The following is a 15146-nucleotide window of genomic DNA, read 5'->3' as shown; positions in this document are numbered from 1 at the left end:
TACGCAAAGCGGGTGTAGCAATGGCCGCCTTCTGTGGGAGTGGGCTCTGCCCGCGAAAAGAACGCTGCGGTCTGGCAGGTAATGTGCGGTGCGGCCTTCGCGGGCAGAGCCCGCTCCCACATGAAGTAGCAGCGGCCACCAGGCGCCGCGGTCAAAGAATAAACCGTGCCACCTTGCCGTTCAGGTCGCTGGCATGTTCCTGCAGCGACCGCGACTGTTTCTCGGCGTCCAGCGAGCCTTCCACCAGGTCCTCGCCCAGGGTCTTGATGGTGACCACGTTGCGGGTGATTTCCTCGGTCACCGAGGACTGTTCCTCGGCGGCGGAGGCGATCTGCTGGGACATGCCGGAGATCTCGCTGGCCGCCTCGGTGATCTCCTCGAGCGAGGCGTAGGCCTGCTGGGCGTCGGCGACGCTGCGTTCGGCCAGGCCGGTGCTGTTGGCCATGCGTTCCACGGCGTCGTCGGTGATGCGCTGGATGTTGCTGACCGTGGCCTGGATCGACTTGGTCGACTCCTGGGTACGCTGGGACAGCATGCGCACCTCGTCGGCCACCACCGCGAAGCCACGGCCGTGCTCGCCGGCGCGGGCCGCTTCGATGGCCGCGTTGAGGGCCAGCAGGTTGGTCTGCTCGGCCACGCTCTGGATGCTGGTGAGCACGCTGGTGATGGACTGCGAGTACTCGCTCAGCTCGTTGACCACCCGGGTGGCAGCGCTGATTTCGCTGGACAGGTCGACGATCGAGCCCTGGGTCTTGCGCACCAGTTCCAGGCCTTTCAGGCTGCTGACCGACGACTGCTGTGCCGACACCGCGGTGCGTTCGGCGTTGCCGGCGATTTCCTGGGTGGCAGAAGCCATTTCGGTGACGGCGGTGGCCACCAGGGTCAATTCCTGTTGCAGGCGTTCCAGGCTCTGGGCGGCGTCGCTGCTGCGGTTGAGCACGCTGGTGGACTCCTGGCCGATCTCCACCGCCTGGTGGCGCACGTGGCCGATCAGGGTGTGCAGGCTGCCGACGAACTGGTTGAAGTGCCGGCCCAGGTCGCCCACCTCGTCGTCGGACTGCTGGGCGATGCGCTGGGTCAGGTCGCCGTCGCCGCTGGCGATCACCTGCAGGCCACGGGACATGGCGCCCAGCGGGCGCAGCAGCCACACGCACAGGGCGTTGACCACCAACAGCGACAGCACCAGGATCACCACCAGGGTGCCCAGGGCCACCCACAGGCTGCGGTGCAGCGGGGCCAGCAGCACGTCGTTGTCCAGCACCAGCACCAGCTTTTCGTGCTGGTGTTCGATAGGCATCACGTACAGGCGCTCGCCCTTGTCATCGATCAGGAACTTCTCGCCATCGCTGGCCGCCAGCGACTGCAGGGTCGTGCTGGTGAGGGCGGGGTAGAGGCTGTCGACCGGCTTGTCCAGGGCGTTTTTATCGTTATGGCCGAGGATGATGCCGTCGTGGTCGACGAAGAACGCCGAGCCGTTGCCCGGCAGCTTGATCTGTTTCAGCTGGCCGAGGATCTCGCCCATGCTGACGTCGGCGCCCAGCACCCCCAGGGTGCTACCGTTGCGCGCCAGCACCTTGCCCAGCGACAGCACATAGCTTTGCGTGGCGGCGGCCACCGACGGCGTCGAGAAGTACACCTCGTTCGGCGCCAGCAGCGCCTGCTGGTACCACTTCCACTTGCGCGGGTCGTTGTTGTCGGACGGCAGGGTGGCGCCGTTGGCGTTGATCTGGCTGCCGTCGGGGCGGGCCAGGAACACGTTGTCGAAACCGCCGGAGACCTTGGCCTGCTGCAGCTGTGCCAGCAGCGTGTCGTCACTGGCGCCGGCCACCACCGAGGCCATGGCCATCTGCTTGCTGGTCAGCCAGTAATTGACGTTGGCGGCGAACACCTTGCCGGTGTTGCTCACCTGTTGGGCAATGCCGGTTTCAATGTTGTCGCGGCTTTCCACGTAGTGCAGTGCGGTCAGGCTGCAGCCGACCAACAGCAGCGCGACGCTGGCCGACAGGGCCAGTTTTTTTCCTAGGGTCAACTTCATAGAGCACCTTGCTTGGCAGTGCGAACGTGAACGCGAAGCGCATTCAGGGGTTCGTTAGGAAGCTATCGGCATCCCCAGGCAGGACTGAAGGCCACTGGTCAGACTTTTTGTAACCGGTTTCAGTGGCGAATTTGCGGGCGATGTGCGAGGTCTATGCTTGCAGGTACGCATCTGCACGAGGAATCGACCATGAAGCCTGCCCCTCGCACCCTGATCAGCCGCGAACCCTGGTGGGCACGGCCGCCTGCGCCCGGGCAGGACGAGAGCACCTGCGACTGGGGCTGGCTGGAGGTGTACTCCGACCGCACGTTCCGCTTTGACCCGGTGCGGCCCACGGATGAGGAAATTCGCAACCGCAAGGGCTGCCGGGTAGCGCAAGAACCACACTGACCCCCGTAGCAGCTGCCGCAGGCTGCGTCCTGGCCAACGCGTTTCAGCAGGCCCGCCGCCGGACGCAGCCTTCGGCAGCTGCTACGGGGCTGCGGTTAGGGGCCCAGTACCAGGTGCTCGGCGAGGAAATCGATGAACGCGCGCAGCTTGGGCAACGGCTGCCGGCTGCCCGGCCACAGCAGCGAAAACGTGCCGCCGGCCACCAGGCGCTCATCGAGAATGCTCACCAGGCTGCCGTCGCGCAGGTACTGCCCCACGGCGAAGTCCGGCAGGTAGGCCACCCCCAGGCCGCCCACGGCCGCGCCGATCAGCGCCTCGACGTTGTTGAAGGTCAAGGTGCCCGGCAGCTCCAGTGGCGGCAGGCCTGCGCGGCCCTCGAAGGTCCAGGGCTGCAGCTGGCCGTTGCTGTGGAAGCGGTAGAACAGGCAGGCATGGTCGCGCAGTTGTTCCGGCGTGGAGGGGATGCCACGCGTGGCGAAATAGCCGGGCGCGCCCACCAGCACCAGGCGAAAGGCGCCCAGGGTGCGGGCCTTGAGGCGCGAGTCGAGGACGTCACCGCTGCGGATCACGGCGTCCATGCCGTCGGCGATCACGTCGACCATGCGGTCGCTGAAGTCCAGGTCCAGCTCGATCTCGGGGTAGCGGCGGGTAAATTCCGGCAGGATCGGCAACAGCATGCGATAGCCCAGCGCCGGCAGGCTGATGCGCAGCCGGCCGCGGGGTACCTCGCGTTGCCGTGACAGCTCGGCCTGAGCCTCCTCCAGTTCCGCCACCACGCGGCTGCAGCGGGCGTAGAACAGCTCGCCGGCCTCGGTGAGGCTGATGTGCCGGGTGCTGCGGTTGAGCAGGCGCACGCCCAGACTCTCTTCCAGCCGGGCAATGCTCTTGCCCACCGCCGAGGCAGAAATTTCCAGGCGCTGGGCGGCGGCGACAAAGCTGCGCAGCTCGGCGGCGCGGACGAAAGCGGTCAAGCCGCTGAGGCTTTCCATAAGCACCTTTGCGGACATTTTGTCCGGTTAGACGGGACGGCTGGCCTGTTTTTCCCAGGATCCCCGCCATCCTATCCTCGGGCTTTCGCTAATGGCTACAGGATGTTTCCCATGACAGCTCTCCACCCTTCGACGGCGCGGTACGGCCTGCTGGCCGTGTGCCTGGCGGCGGTCATCCTGCCCCTGAGCTTCTCCGCCGGGGCCATCGCCACCCCGGCCATCGGCCACGACCTGGGCGGCAGCCCGCTGGCCTTGGCGTGGATCACCAACGCCTTCATGCTGACCTTCGGCAGCCTGCTGCTAGCGGCCGGTACCTTGGCCGATACCTACGGCCGCCGGCGCCTGTTCGTTGGCGGCGTGGCCCTGTACGTGCTGGTGTCGCTGGCCCTGGGCGCGGCGCCCAGCGTGGCCGTGCTGGATGTGCTGCGCGGCCTGCAGGGCGTGGCGGCGGCCGCAGCGTTGGCGGGTGGCTCGGCCGCGCTGGCGGACCTGTTCGACGGCCCGGCGCGCACCCGTGCCTACAGCGCGCTGGGCACCAGTTTCGGCGTGGGCCTGGCGCTGGGGCCGATGCTGTCGGGCTGGCTGATCAGCCAGTGGGGCTGGCGTGCGGTATTCTTCAGCGCCGCGCTGATTGGCGCGGTGGCCCTGGTGCTGGGCCGCCGCTACCTGCGCGAGTCCCGCGACCCGGCGGCCGGGCGCCTGGATGGGCTGGCCACACTGCTGTTCAGCAGCGCCCTGGGGCTGTTGACCTGGGCAATCATGCAGGTGCCGGTCAGCGGCTGGGCCAGCACCCCGGTGCTGGCGAAGCTGGCGGCGGCGGGGTTGCTGCTGGCGGCGTTCGTTGCCGGCCAGCGCCGCGCCGCGCGGCCGATGCTGGACCTGACGCTGTTCCGCTACCCACGCTTCCTCGGCGTGCAGCTGCTGCCCATCGCCACCTGCTACTGCTTCGTGGTGCTGCTGGTGGCGCTGCCTTTGCGTTTCGTCGGCATCGAGGGCCGCAGCGAACTCGACGCCGGCCTGGCCATGCTGGCCCTGTGCGCGCCGATGCTGGTGGTGCCGGGCGTGGCGGCGTGGTTGACCCGCTTCGCCTCCGCCGGGGTGATCTGCGCCCTGGGGCTGGCCATTGCCGCGGCAGGCCTGTGGTGGCTGGGGCGCATCGCGCCAGGGCAGGGTGCCGGTGCCTGGGTGGCGCCGATGCTGGTGATCGGTGTCGGCACGGGCCTGCCGTGGGGGCTGATGGACGGCCTGTCGGTGAGCGTGGTGCCCAAGGAGCGCGCCGGCATGGCCACGGGCATCTTCAGCACCACGCGGGTGGCAGGCGAGGGCATTGCACTGGCGGTAGTGACGGCGGTGAACAGCGGCTTGATTGCCCGGCAGTTGCCGCCGGCGCAGCCTGAGGCGCTGACCCGCGCTGCGCAGTACCTGGGCGCCGGCGACCTGCGCCAGGCCGTGCTGGCCTTGCCCCAGGTGCCCCGGGCGGCGCTGGTGCAGGCGGCGGCCAGCGCCTTCACCGAGCTGACCTGGGTGCTCATGGCCATTACCCTGGTGTCGGCCGCCGTGGTGCTGCTGTTCCTGGGTGAACGCCAGCGGCTGGGCGCAACCAAGGCCGTGGCTGTCGAATCCGACTGAACCTGCACGCGCGCCGGGCGGTCACTTGCATGTTGCCAACGACCCGACAAGGAGTCTGCCCATGCGACCTCTGCACTTTACCAGCCTGACCTGCGCCGCCCTGCTGGTGGCCGCCTGTTCCACCCAGCCCGGCGCCATGTGGGGCGCCAACGATGCCGCCAACCGCCAGGCGTTGCCGCCCGACCAGGCCTACCCGGAACTGTTCGAAGCGGTGCAGCGCGGCCAGGTGTTCACCGACCAGAAGCACTTCGTCGATGCCCTGCCCAAGCGTGACCCGGCGCGTATCCGCGCTGACTACCTGGCCCAGCGCGAGCGCTCGGGCTTCGACCTGAAGGCCTTCGTCAGCGCCAATTTCATCGAGTCCGGCGAAGCCGACAGCCCAGCGCCGAAACCCGGCGCGCCAATCAAGGAACACATCGACAAGCTGTGGCCGGTGCTCAGCCGCAGCTACAGCGAGGTGCCGCAATACAGCAGCCTGCTGCCGCTGCCACAGCCCTACGTGGTGCCCGGCGGGCGCTTCCGTGAGATGTATTACTGGGACTCGTACTTCACCATGCTGGGCCTGGAGCAGAGCGGCGACAAGGCCCAAGTGCGGCAGATGGTCGACAACTTCGCCTACATGATCGACACCTACGGCCACATTCCCAACGGCAACCGCACCTACTACCTGAGCCGCTCGCAGCCGCCGTTCTTCGCCTACATGGTGGACCTGGAAGCGCGCATCGAGGGCGACCAGGCCTACGGCCGCTACCTGCCACAACTGCAGAAGGAATACGCCTACTGGATGCAGGGCGCCCAGGCGCTCAAGCCCGGGCAGGCCATCGAGCACGTGGTGAAGCTGCCGGACGGCAGCCTGTTCAACCGCTACTGGGACGCCAGCGCCACGCCGCGCCAGGAGTCCTGGCTGCAGGACGTGAAGACCGCCGAGCAGGCCGCCGGCCAGCCCAAGGAGCAGGTGTGGCGTGACCTGCGCGCTGGCGCCGAAAGCGGCTGGGACTTCAGCTCGCGCTGGCTGGGCGACGGCAAGAGCCTGGCAACCATCCGCACCACCTCGATTGTGCCGGTGGACCTCAACAGCCTGATGTACCACCTGGAAAAAACCATCGCCAAGGCCTGCCAGACCACCGCCGACAGCGCCTGCACGCAGAGCTTCGAGCAGCGCGCCCAGCAGCGCCAGGTGGCCATCGAGGCGCACCTGTGGAACAGCGCCGGCGGCTACTACGTGGACTACGACTGGCGCGCCCAGCAGCCGCGCCCGGCCCTGACCGCAGCGGCGCTGTTCCCGTTGTACACCGGCCTTGCCTCCGACGCCCACGCCAAGGCCACCGCCGCGGCGGTGCGCAACGGCCTGCTGCGCCCCGGCGGCATAGCCACTACCCAGGTCAGCAACGGCCAGCAGTGGGACGAACCCAATGGCTGGGCGCCACTGCAATGGGTGGCCGTGCAGGGCCTGAGCCGTTACCAGGAAACCGGCCTGGCCACGCAGATCGGCACGCGCTTCCTGCACCAGGTGCAGGACCTGTACAGCGTGCAGTCCAAGCTGGTGGAAAAGTATGACTTGTCGGGGTTGGGGCAGGGCGGCGGCGGGGGTGAATACGCGCTGCAGGACGGCTTCGGTTGGACCAACGGCGTGACCCTTAAACTGTTGCAAAAGTACTCGACGGCTTACACCGCCGGTAAATAGACCGCTTAGTCTGTGGGGGCTGGCTTGCCAGCGGGTTTGTTGGCTGCGCCGCAAAAACTCGCTGGCAAGCCAGCTCCCACAGGGCTAGGAAATTTTTCTCAATGAGGCCCATAGGCTCTTACAATTTACGCATCCGGTTACTCCCTCTCTAGGCTCTACTGGCTCTTCACATCATAAGATCCATGAGGGATTAACCATGAAAATCAAGACCTTATCTGGCCATGCCCTGAGCATGACCGCCTGGGCCGTACTGGCCTGTTCACCGGCGTTCGCCGACACCCTGACCCGCGACAACGGCGCCGCCGTGGGCGACAACCAGAACTCCCAGACCGCCGGCCCCAACGGCCCGACGCTGCTGCAGGACGTGCAACTGCTGCAGAAACTCCAGCGCTTTGACCGCGAGCGCATTCCCGAGCGTGTGGTGCATGCCCGTGGCACCGGGGTGCACGGTGAGTTCGTCGCCACCAGCAACATCAGCGCGCTGAGCAAGGCCACGGTGTTCCGCCAGGGCGAACACACCCCGGTGTTCGTGCGTTTCTCGTCGGTAGTGCACGGCAACCACTCGCCGGAAACCCTGCGCGACCCCCGCGGTTTCGCCACCAAGTTCTACACCGCCGACGGCAATTGGGACCTGGTGGGTAACAACTTCCCGACCTTCTTCATCCGCGACGCCATCAAGTTCCCGGACATGGTCCACGCCTTCAAGCCCGACCCGCGCACCAACCTGGACGATGACTCGCGCCGCTTCGATTTCTTCTCCCACGTACCCGAGGCCACCCGCACCCTGACCCTGCTGTACTCCAACGAAGGCACCCCGGCCGGCTACCGCTTCATGGACGGCAACAGCGTGCACGCCTACAAGCTGGTGAACGCCAAGGGCGAGGTGCACTACGTGAAGTTCCACTGGAAAAGCCTGCAGGGCATCAAGAACCTCGACCCGGCCCAGGTGGCGCAGGTGCAGGCCAAGGATTATGCGCACATGACCCACGACCTGGTCAGTGCCATCAACCAGGGCGACTTCCCCAAATGGGACCTGTATATCCAGGTGCTCAAGCCCCAGGACCTGGCCAAATACGACTTCGATCCGTTGGACGCCACCAAGATCTGGCCCGATGTGCCCGAGCAGAAGATCGGCCAGATGACCTTGAACAAAAACGTCGACAACTACTTCCAGGAGACCGAGCAGGTGGCCATGGCACCGTCGAACCTGGTGCCCGGCATCGAGCCCTCCGAGGACCGCCTGCTGCAAGGCCGCCTGTTCTCCTACGCCGATACGCAGATGCACCGTCTGGGCCCTAATGGCCTGAGCCTGCCGGTGAACCAGCCGCGCAACCCGGTCAACAACGGCAACCAGGACGGCGCCATGAACAGCGGCCGCACGCTGGGCGGGGTGAATTACGAGCCCAGCCGCCTGAACCCACGCCCGGCCGACCCGAACGCGCGCTACAGCCAGACGCCCCTGGGCGGCAGCACCCAGCAGGCGAAGATCCAGCGCGAGCAGAACTTCAAGCAGACCGGCGAGTTGTACCGCTCCTACAGCGCCAAGGAGCAGCACGACCTGATTCAAAGCTTTGGTGAGTCGCTGGCGGGTACCGATGCCGAAAGCAAGGACATCATGCTGTCGTACCTGTACAAGGCCGATCCGGCCTATGGCACGGGCGTGGCGAAGGTGGCGGGCGGTGACCTGGCCAAGGTCAAGGCGCTGGCGGCGCAGTTGAGCGATTGACCTGTGCGGCCTCCGGGACGCGGCCTGCGGGAATTCACCCCGTAGCAGCTGCCGCAGGCTGCGTCCCGGCACCTACGCCGGCAAATGCAACTGCGCGCACAACCCGCCGCTGGTGCGGTTGCTCAGGGTCAGGGTGCCGCCAATGGCCAGGGTCAGCTGGTGGGCGATGGCCAGGCCCAGGCCGGTGCCGCCGGTGTCGCGGTTGCGCGAGTTTTCCAGGCGGTAGAAGGGCTTGAACACCTCCTGCAGCTGCTCCTCGGCAATGCCGGGGCCGTTGTCCAGCACGTCGATGGTCACGCTGCCATCGGCGGCGCGGACGCTGCCCAGGCTGACGTCGCCGGCAAATTTCAAGGCGTTGTCCACCAGGTTCGAGAGGATGCGCCGCAACGCCTGGGGCCGGGTGTCGATCTGCGCCAGGCTGTTGCCCGCCAGGGTCACCGGTTGGTTGACGTCCTGGTAGTCGAACACCAGGCTTTGCAGGAAGGCGTCGACGTCGATGCGGCAGCTGGCCTCGGTAGCGCCATGAAGGGTGCGGGCGTAGGCGACGCCCTCGCGCACCAGGTGTTCCATCTCGCTGAGGTCGTGCCACAGCTTGTCCTTCTCCACCCCGTCGTCCATGAATTCGGCCCGCAGCTTCATGCGCGTCAGCGGTGTCTGCAGGTCGTGGCTGATGGCGCCCAGCAGCTGCATGCGTTCCTTGAGGTAGGCGGCGATGCGGTCCTGCATGGCGTTGAACGCCGAGGCCGCGTGGGTGACCTCCATGGGGCCGCTTTCGTCCAGGCGCTGGCCGCTGCTGTTGGGGTCCAGGGCCTCGGCGGCGCTGGCCAGGCGGGTCAACGGCCGGGTGGCCATGCGCACCGCGGCCCAGGTGCAGGCCCACACCACGGCCAGCTGGATCAGCAGCATGATCGGCAGCCACTGGGGAATGGGCATGGAGGAGGGGTGTACGTCGATGGTCACCGGCGTGCCGTCGTTCAGGCGCAGGTGGGCCTGGAAGGTTTCGCGCGGGTCCACCGTGTGGGTGAAGCGCAGGCCGTGGCTGTTGTTCAGCCCGGTGAGAATGGCCTGGCCGGCGTGGGGCAGGCGCTGCACGGGCAACGGCTGGCCGCCGCTGCCGTCGCCCAGCTCGAAGCGGTACACCTGGCGCTCCAGGCGCGGTATCCACTCGGCCCGCTGGTCGGCGGGCAGGTGGTCGAGGATCGCCACGCCGGTGGCCACGTCGCGCTCCATGGTCTTGTGCATCATCGACTCGGAGCTCAGGTAGCGCTCCCAGTACTGGGCGCCGAACGACAGCCCATAGGCCAGCACCAGCCCGGCGAGGAAAATCAGCGACAGCCGCGAGGCCAGGGTGCGCGGCCACGGGAACCAGGTCCTCATGCCGGCGCCCCGAGCACTTGCACCGGCATGGAGAACACGTAGCCTTCGCTGCGCACGGTCTTGATATAGGCCGGCTCGCGGGCGTCATCCAGCAGGCGCTGGCGCAGGCGGCTGACCAGCAGGTCGATGGAACGGTCGAACAGGTCGGCGTCGCGGCCCTGGGTCAGGTTCAGCAGCTGGTCGCGGTTGAGCACCCGCTGCGGGTGGTCGAGAAACACCCGCAGCAGCCGGTATTCGGCGCCGCTCAGCGCCACCAGGGTGTCCTCGGCGTCCAGCAGGTGGCGGGCGCTGGTGTCCAGCCGCCATTGGCCGAACGCCAGTAGCCGGCCGGCCTCGGTGACCTGCAGGTTGGGCGGCAGCATGCGCGTGCGGCGCAGCACGGCGTTGATGCGCGCCAGCAGTTCGCGGGCGGCGAAGGGCTTGGTCAGGTAGTCGTCGGCGCCCATCTCCAGGCCGATGATGCGGTCGGTCTCGTCGTTGCGGGCGGTCAGCATCAGCACCGGGATGGCCTTGTGCTTGCCGGCGCGCAGCTCCCGGCACAGCAGCAGGCCGTCGTCGCCCGGCATCATGATGTCCAGCACGATCAGGTCCACCGGGGTGTCGTCCAGCACGCTGCGCATCTGCCGGCCGTCACCGGCGACGCTGGTGCGCAGGCCGTTCTTCTGCAGGTAGTTGCCCACCAGCTCACGGATCTCGCGATCGTCGTCGACGATCAGAATGTGGTCCACATGCTCCATGACAGCTCCTCGTTGGGCGGTTGCCGGCATTCTACCCAGCGCAACGGCCTTTGCTTGTCCGGCTTTGTATTGCAGTGTATCTGCCGCCACGCCAGACACACAGTGGTGCAAAACCCCTGTTTTCGGGGCCTTGCGTGACACATTGCAGATACCCCCAAGGCATTCAATAGCACCACGGCCACCCAACAGCAGTGGCCACCTTACTAGCGAATTGAATGATTGAGGGCACCACCATGAACCTGTACATCAAAACCATCAGCGCCATCGCTGTGTTCGCCGCCGCCAGCTTCGGCGCCGTTGCCGCCCAGGCCGCCACCGCCCCGATCCAGGACACCTACCACTACGGCCAGCACATGGACATCCAGAAAGTGTTGGCCGACAACGCCGACAATTCCCTGACCTGCCAGGTGGTGGGCGCACACATGACCTACCTGGACTCGCACAACCAGGAACACGTGCTCAACTACCGCCGCATGGCCGAAGCCTGCAACCTGGGAGATTGAACCGCAGTTGAACGGTAGACGAACAGGCGTAAAGACTCGGTAAAAGCGGTTGCCAAGGTCCCGCGGTTGGGAGGATTCTTGAGCCATCAGCCAGCATGGCAGGGATTGACCATGAACCATTCGACTATCGGCCTGATCGCGCTGGTCGTGATTGCGATACTGGGCCCCGCGACCGTCCTCTATGACCTGCTGCGTGACAGTGGCGACAAGCGACACGTAGACAAGGAGGAGGGCGGTTCTCTATAGTTGGCAGCCTATTAGTTAGGCTGCTATCTATATGTCCACGCCCGCTTCGCCGCTCGTCCCCCGCGCCCCCTTGTGGCTGTTGGTGCTGATCACCATCAGCGGCACCCTGGCCATGCACATGTTCGTCCCGGCGCTGCCTGCCGCCGCCACGGCGCTGGGGGTGGACAGCGCCGCCATGCAACGCACCATCAGCATCTACATCCTGGGCCTGGCGTTCGGGCAGCTGGCCTACGGGCCGCTGTCCGATGGCCTCGGCCGCCGGCCGATGCTGCTGGTGGGCCTGGGCCTGTACACCGTGGCCGGTTGCTGCGCGGTGTTCGCCGGCGACGTCCACACCCTGGTGCTGGCGCGCCTGGTGCAGGCCCTGGGCGGTTGCGCCGGGCTGGCCCTGGGCCGTGCCATCGTGCGCGACGGCGCCAAGCTGGACGACGCGGTGCGCGACCTGGCCATGCTCAACCTGATGATGATGGTAGGGCCCGGCTTTGCGCCGCTGATTGGCTCGCTGATCAGCGAGCACCTGGGCTGGCGGGCGATCTTCGTGGTACTGGCCAGCCTGGGCGCCGTCACCCTGCTGTGCACCTGGCGGCTGCTGCCCGAAACCGGTTCGCCCACCGGCCAGGTCAGCGCCCGGGCCCTGGCCCGCGACTACACGCAACTGCTGCGTTCGCCGGTGTTCCTGGGCTTCGCCATCGGTGGCGCGTGCATGACCACCGCCATCTACGCCTTTATCGCTGCCGCGCCGTTCATCATTGGTACCGAGCTGCACCGGCCGTTGAGCGAGGTGGGGATTTACCTGGGCCTGTTGATCGTCGGCATGTCGGTGGGCAATGCGTTGACGCGGCGGTTGATCCGCAGCGTGTCGGCGGACCGGTTGCTGATGGCCGGGGCCTGGTTGAGCCTGGGCAGTGCCGCGAGCCTTTTGCTGGTGGTGGCCAGCGGCGCCGTGTCGGTGGCCTGGATTGTCGGCCTGGTCAGCCTGTTCGCCGTGGGCGCCGGCCTGGCCAGCCCGGCGGCCATGAGCCGGGCGCTGGGGGTGGACGCGCACCTGGTGGGTTCGGCGGCCGGGCTGTATGGGTTTGGGCAGATGGCGGTGGGGGCGTTGTGCACCTATGCCGTGGGCTTTGGCCGGGATCCGGCGTTGGCGGCGGCGGTGGTGCTCAGTACGGCGGCGTTGCTGGGGTTGGTGGCGTTTAGCCTGGGGATGGTGGCACGGCGGAGTAGGGAGGTGGAGGTTGCGGCGATGGTGTGATGTGTAGGCCGACACACCGCGCACGGCTTGTGATCTTGATCCCGTGCGGCCTTTGATCTTGATTGTGTGCCCCGTAAAGCGCCAGGGCCGACTGGAGGCGTCGGCCGAGCGGTCCACGGCGTAGCCGGGGAAGACGGAACCGGAGGCGCTTCTATTCCGGGCCGTCGGCCGCTTGGGCGACGCCGGAGGGAGGGGACCCGCAGCGAAGCGTAGGGACCAAGCAGGGGCAAGCCTTTTTTGGTTACTTTTTGAGGCGTTTGTCAAAAAGTGACCCGGCGTAAGGCCGGAAAGGTGATTCAGCAGCACTGTTGATAATGGATATGTTCACGATCCTGCTTTTGAGATTCTGAACATATCCATTTTCGCGGCGAGACCACCGACCGTTTCGCCCTTACGGCGACTCACTTTTTGTCAAACGCCACAAAAAGTAAGCAAAAAAGGCTTGCCCCTGCTTGGGCCCTCCGCTGCGCTACGGGTCCCCTCCTTCCGGCGCCGCTCAACGGGCAGACGGCACCCGCTATAGAAGCCTGCGGGTTACCGTCTCTTCGGCCTGCGGCCTCGGCCCTTCGGGCAGCCCGTTGATCGACGCCTCCCGTCGGCCCGGGCGCTTTACGGGGCATACAATCAAGATCACAAGCAAGATCAAAAGCCAGATCAAGATCAAAAGCCAGATCAAAAGCAAGTCACAAGCAGATCAACAGCCGTGGCGCGCGCCGTCAGGCTTCTTCCAGTGCCTCGACATGCAACGCCTCTGCCTTGCCCGGCGCCTCAACCACAACCGGCGCGAAGCTTTCCGGATTGGCCATGCGCCACATCCGCGCATAAAACTCCGCGCTGATGCTGTCCCCCAGCAACTCCCCCGGCGCCAGGAACACATGAATCTGCGAGAACAACCGCACCTCGGTGGTGGTGGTCCTGCGCACCAGGTGCTTGGCCTGCAACTGCGCCGGGTGGCTGAGCCCCGCCGCGCTGAGCATTTCACCCAGCGCCGCCAGGGTGTTGCGGTGGAAGTTGTGCACCCGCTCGGCCTTGTCCGGCACGTGCAGGGCGCGCTGGCGCAGCGGGTCCTGGGTGGCCACTCCGGTGGGGCATTTGTTGGTGTGGCAGCTCTGCGACTGAATGCAGCCAATGGCGAACATGAAGCCGCGGGCAGCGTTCACCCAGTCGGCGCCGATGGCCAGCACGCTGGCGATGTCGAAGGCGCTGACGATCTTGCCGCTGGCGCCCAGCTTGATGCTCTGGCGCAAGCCTGCGCCCACCAGGGTGTTGTGCACGAACAGCAGGCCCTCGCGCAGGGGCATGCCGATGTTGTCGGTGAACTCGCGCGGCGCGGCGCCGGTGCCGCCTTCCTTGCCGTCGATGACGATGAAATCAGGCTGGATGCCGGTCTTGAGCATGGCCTTGACGATGGCCATGAACTCCCAGGGGTGGCCCAGGCAGAACTTGAAGCCCACCGGCTTGCCGCCCGACAGCTTGCGCAGGGTGGCGATGAACGCCAGCAGTTCGGTGGGGGTGCTGAACTCGCTGTGGCGCGACGGCGATACGCAGTCGGCCTCCATGCCCACGCCGCGGGTCTGGGCAATTTCCGCGGTCACCTTGTGTTGCGGCAGGATGCCGCCGTGGCCGGGCTTGGCGCCTTGGCTGAGCTTGATTTCGATCATCTTCACCTGGGGCTGGCGCGCCTGGTCGGCGAAGCGCACCGGGTCGAAGCGGCCGTCCAGGGTACGGCAGCCGAAGTAGCCGCTGCCGATTTCCCAGATCAGGTCGCCCTCGAACTCGCGGTGGTAGGGGCTGATGCTGCCTTCGCCGGTGTCGTGGGCGAAGTTGCCCAGGCGCGCGCCCTTGTTCAGCGCGCGGATGGCGTTGGCGCTCAGGGCGCCGAAGCTCATGGCGGAAATATTGAACACCGAGGCGCTGTAGGGCTGCAGGCAGGCCGGGCCGCCGACCACCACGCGGAACTGCTCCGGGTCGCAGGCGTCGCTGGGCAGCATGGAGTGGCTGATGAACTCGAAACCGGGTTGGTACACGTCGGTCAGGGTACCGAAGGCTTTCTCCGACACCTGGTTTTTCGAGCGTGCGTACACCAGCGAACGCTGGCTGCGGGAGAAGGGCAGGCGTTCGTCATCGCCTTCCAGCAGGTACTGGCGGATCTCTGGGCGGATGGTTTCCACCAAATAACGTACATTGCCGAGGATGGGGTAGTTGCGGCGCACGGCATGGTGGCTTTGCAGCAGGTCATTGATGCCCACCAGGCTCAACACGGCGGTCACGGCGAACGCGGCAAGCAGCCAGCCGCCGGCGCCCAGAAACGGCAGGCAGGCAATGGTAAACAGCAGGCAAAAGACGAATAGCGCATATCGGCCAAGTAGCGACGGTTTCATCAGGAGCTCCATCAGGCGGCCATGAAACAGTGGGGCAGGCACACTCACACCGCCACGGCGCAGCAGGCTTTTAATTATGAGGGAAGTGCAACTAAGCGGAACAAGCGGGGTAAATCAGATCGAGGTGCACAGTACACGATGGGGTGCGTGCAGTGCAGGCCTGAAGTTGGAAAAGACTGTTACGTGAATTGCAAGTAGTT

General features: G+C 66.4%; 12 protein-coding genes. 7 read left to right on the top strand and 5 right to left on the bottom strand.

Annotated elements, in window-relative coordinates:
• Positions 1–151: 151 nt before the first annotated feature.
• Positions 152–2035 carry a methyl-accepting chemotaxis protein gene (locus ACWKWX_RS22370; protein WP_483828955.1) on the bottom strand — a complete coding sequence of 628 codons (1884 nt, stop codon included), beginning with the start codon at positions 2033–2035 and terminating at the stop codon, positions 152–154.
• Between the two features lie 189 nt (positions 2036–2224).
• On the opposite strand from ACWKWX_RS22370, the gene ACWKWX_RS22365 reads away from it, so the two are divergent.
• Positions 2225–2425 carry a hypothetical protein gene (locus ACWKWX_RS22365; RefSeq protein WP_416424548.1) on the top strand — a complete coding sequence of 67 codons (201 nt, stop codon included), beginning with the start codon at positions 2225–2227 and terminating at the stop codon, positions 2423–2425.
• Positions 2426–2520: 95 nt separating this feature from the next.
• Here ACWKWX_RS22365 and ACWKWX_RS22360 read toward each other — a convergent pair whose 3' ends face one another.
• Positions 2521–3414: a LysR family transcriptional regulator gene (locus ACWKWX_RS22360; RefSeq protein WP_483828954.1), complete on the bottom strand. Its 894-nt coding sequence runs from the start codon at positions 3412–3414 to the stop codon at positions 2521–2523.
• A gap of 102 nt (positions 3415–3516) precedes the next feature.
• Between ACWKWX_RS22360 and ACWKWX_RS22355 the strand changes: the two genes are divergently transcribed.
• The 3 genes from ACWKWX_RS22355 (at position 3517) to katB (ending at position 8453) form a co-directional block, all read left to right on the top strand.
• Positions 3517–5043, top strand: coding sequence for an MFS transporter (locus ACWKWX_RS22355; RefSeq protein WP_483828953.1), 1527 nt, complete (start codon positions 3517–3519; stop codon positions 5041–5043).
• 61 nt (positions 5044–5104) lie between these two features.
• Positions 5105–6727 carry an alpha,alpha-trehalase TreA gene (gene treA, locus ACWKWX_RS22350; RefSeq protein WP_473002378.1) on the top strand — a complete coding sequence of 541 codons (1623 nt, stop codon included), beginning with the start codon at positions 5105–5107 and terminating at the stop codon, positions 6725–6727.
• 232 nt (positions 6728–6959) lie between these two features.
• Positions 6960–8453, top strand: coding sequence for a catalase KatB (katB, locus tag ACWKWX_RS22345; protein WP_416427398.1), 1494 nt, complete (start codon positions 6960–6962; stop codon positions 8451–8453).
• Between the two features lie 72 nt (positions 8454–8525).
• Here the strand turns inward: katB and ACWKWX_RS22340 are convergent, their stop codons facing one another.
• Positions 8526–9830 carry an ATP-binding protein gene (locus ACWKWX_RS22340; RefSeq protein WP_416424544.1) on the bottom strand — a complete coding sequence of 435 codons (1305 nt, stop codon included), beginning with the start codon at positions 9828–9830 and terminating at the stop codon, positions 8526–8528.
• A complete protein-coding gene (locus tag ACWKWX_RS22335; protein WP_483828952.1) occupies positions 9827–10567 on the bottom strand; it encodes a response regulator in 741 nt (246 codons plus the stop codon). Before ACWKWX_RS22335 ends, ACWKWX_RS22340 begins: the two co-directional genes overlap by 4 nt.
• 233 nt (positions 10568–10800) lie before the next feature.
• Between ACWKWX_RS22335 and ACWKWX_RS22330 the strand changes: the two genes are divergently transcribed.
• The 3 genes from ACWKWX_RS22330 to ACWKWX_RS22320 all read left to right on the top strand — a co-directional run bounded on the left by ACWKWX_RS22330 (position 10801) and on the right by ACWKWX_RS22320 (position 12565).
• The gene (locus ACWKWX_RS22330) at positions 10801–11070 is read left to right on the top strand and encodes a DUF2790 domain-containing protein (RefSeq protein WP_483828951.1); all 270 of its coding nucleotides are present in this window, start codon (positions 10801–10803) and stop codon (positions 11068–11070) included.
• A 111-nt stretch (positions 11071–11181) separates the two neighbouring features.
• Positions 11182–11316, top strand: a complete 135-nt coding sequence (locus tag ACWKWX_RS22325) for a hypothetical protein (RefSeq protein WP_416424541.1) — start codon at positions 11182–11184, stop codon at positions 11314–11316.
• Between the two features lie 31 nt (positions 11317–11347).
• Positions 11348–12565, top strand: coding sequence for a multidrug effflux MFS transporter (locus ACWKWX_RS22320; protein WP_483828950.1), 1218 nt, complete (start codon positions 11348–11350; stop codon positions 12563–12565).
• 716 nt (positions 12566–13281) lie between these two features.
• Here ACWKWX_RS22320 and ACWKWX_RS22315 read toward each other — a convergent pair.
• Entirely contained in the window at positions 13282–14946 is a 1665-nt protein-coding gene (locus ACWKWX_RS22315) for an FMN-binding glutamate synthase family protein (RefSeq protein WP_483828949.1), read from the bottom strand.
• Positions 14947–15146 lie beyond the last annotated feature (200 nt).

It is taken from the genome of Pseudomonas imperatae (genome assembly GCF_057128625.1).
Note: the sequence above shows the minus strand (reverse complement) of the source record. Positions and strands in the feature narration are given on the sequence as shown.

Coding starts and splice junctions, on each gene's coding strand:
- ACWKWX_RS22370 (WP_483828955.1), bottom strand. CDS start 2,035: ATGAAGTTGACCCTAGGAAAAAAACTGGCCCTGTCGGCCAGCGTCGCG.
- ACWKWX_RS22365 (WP_416424548.1), top strand. CDS start 2,225: ATGAAGCCTGCCCCTCGCACCCTGATCAGCCGCGAACCCTGGTGGGCA.
- ACWKWX_RS22360 (WP_483828954.1), bottom strand. CDS start 3,414: ATGGAAAGCCTCAGCGGCTTGACCGCTTTCGTCCGCGCCGCCGAGCTG.
- ACWKWX_RS22355 (WP_483828953.1), top strand. CDS start 3,517: ATGTTTCCCATGACAGCTCTCCACCCTTCGACGGCGCGGTACGGCCTG.
- treA (WP_473002378.1), top strand. CDS start 5,105: ATGCGACCTCTGCACTTTACCAGCCTGACCTGCGCCGCCCTGCTGGTG.
- katB (WP_416427398.1), top strand. CDS start 6,960: ATGACCGCCTGGGCCGTACTGGCCTGTTCACCGGCGTTCGCCGACACC.
- ACWKWX_RS22340 (WP_416424544.1), bottom strand. CDS start 9,830: ATGAGGACCTGGTTCCCGTGGCCGCGCACCCTGGCCTCGCGGCTGTCG.
- ACWKWX_RS22335 (WP_483828952.1), bottom strand. CDS start 10,567: ATGGAGCATGTGGACCACATTCTGATCGTCGACGACGATCGCGAGATC.
- ACWKWX_RS22330 (WP_483828951.1), top strand. CDS start 10,801: ATGAACCTGTACATCAAAACCATCAGCGCCATCGCTGTGTTCGCCGCC.
- ACWKWX_RS22325 (WP_416424541.1), top strand. CDS start 11,182: ATGAACCATTCGACTATCGGCCTGATCGCGCTGGTCGTGATTGCGATA.
- ACWKWX_RS22320 (WP_483828950.1), top strand. CDS start 11,348: ATGTCCACGCCCGCTTCGCCGCTCGTCCCCCGCGCCCCCTTGTGGCTG.
- ACWKWX_RS22315 (WP_483828949.1), bottom strand. CDS start 14,946: ATGAAACCGTCGCTACTTGGCCGATATGCGCTATTCGTCTTTTGCCTG.